This window comes from Variovorax glucosi, assembly GCF_051216695.1.
Classification (GTDB): domain Bacteria; phylum Pseudomonadota; class Gammaproteobacteria; order Burkholderiales; family Burkholderiaceae_C; genus Variovorax.
In genome coordinates this window covers 1-1,115 of sequence record NZ_JBPJZE010000302.1, presented here as the reverse complement: position 1 = coordinate 1,115, position 1,115 = coordinate 1, and the positions used below count along the sequence as shown (strand labels likewise).

The 1,115-nt window shown below is 71.7% G+C and carries 1 protein-coding gene and 1 pseudogene; one reads left to right on the top strand and one right to left on the bottom strand.

Features of this window, described 5'->3' with window-relative positions; genetic code table 11:
- Window positions 1–348 (top strand): annotated as a pseudogene (locus ACSFA3_RS25150) (intradiol ring-cleavage dioxygenase); the annotation flags it as partial.
- A gap of 11 nt (window positions 349–359) precedes the next feature.
- On the opposite strand, the gene ACSFA3_RS25145 reads toward ACSFA3_RS25150, so the two are convergent.
- Window positions 360–1,046 carry a response regulator gene (locus ACSFA3_RS25145; RefSeq protein WP_435466808.1) on the bottom strand — a complete coding sequence of 229 codons (687 nt, stop codon included), beginning with the start codon at window positions 1,044–1,046 and terminating at the stop codon, window positions 360–362.
- Window positions 1,047–1,115 lie beyond the last annotated feature (69 nt).

Genomic DNA, 1,115 nt, shown 5'->3' with positions numbered 1-1,115 from the left:
CCCGATGCGCTGAGCGAGTTTCTCTACACGCAGATGCCGCTCTACCAGCGCGCGCGGCTGCGCGACACGCTGAACAGCGTAGACGGCATCGCGCTGAAGGCCGGCGCAACAGTGCTCGGCGCGGTGCGCGAGGAGCGGCAGCGCTACGTTGCCACGCTCGCGCTGGTGGTGGACCCGGCGGCGAACCCGGTGACTGACCGGCCGCCGCGGCCCGGTGTTGGCTTTGGTGGTCCTGGCGGCCCTGGTTGCCCGCCGCCCGGTGGCGGTGGCATGCGTCCGATGCGGCCTCGCGCGCTGGAAGGCACTGCGCGCGCCCGCGCGTTGGTGCCGCCGCGCGCCGAAGGCTGAGTCTCGCGAGCTCAGGCCGGCCGCTCCGCAAAGCTGAAGCCCACGCCGTAGACCGAGCGGATCCAGTCGTGCGAGGGCACGGCGGCCGCGAGCTTCTTGCGCAGGTTCTTGATGTGCCCGTCGACCGCGCGCTCGTTGACGTCGAACGCCTCCGGAAACGCGGCTTCGAGCAGCTTGGAGCGCGTGAACACCCGGCCGGGGTCGCGCGACAGCGCCCGCAACAGCAGCAGCTCGCGGCGCGTCAGCCTCAGCGCGCGCCCCTCCAGGCAGGCGTTGCCGCGCGGATCGTCGAAGCGCACCGCGGCCGAGGGCCGGGCGGCCGTATCGCGCCACTGCGCATGCCGGCGCAGCACCGTGTGGATGCGCGCCACCACCTCGCGCGGCGAAAAAGGCTTGCAGACATAGTCGTCGGCGCCCAAGTCGAGCGCCAGCAGCCGGTCGGCCTCCTGCGCGCGCGCCGTCAGCATGATGATCGGGTGGTTGCTGTGCGAGCGCACCGTCTCCAGCACCTGGATGCCGTCGATGCGCGGCAGCACTATGTCGAGCAGGGTGAGCGCCGGCGGCATGCTCAGGATGCGCTCCAGCGCCGCCGAGCCGTCTTCGACCTGCTCGACCTCGTGGCCAGCGCCTTGCAGGTGGCCGAGCAGCAGCGGGGCGCTGCTGTAGCGTCCGTCTTCCACCAGCAGGATGCGAGCCATGGCCAGGGCACTCCGCTCAGAAGGAGGTTCCGATCTGGAACTGGAAGCGCTGCGTGCGGTCGGCCGCGA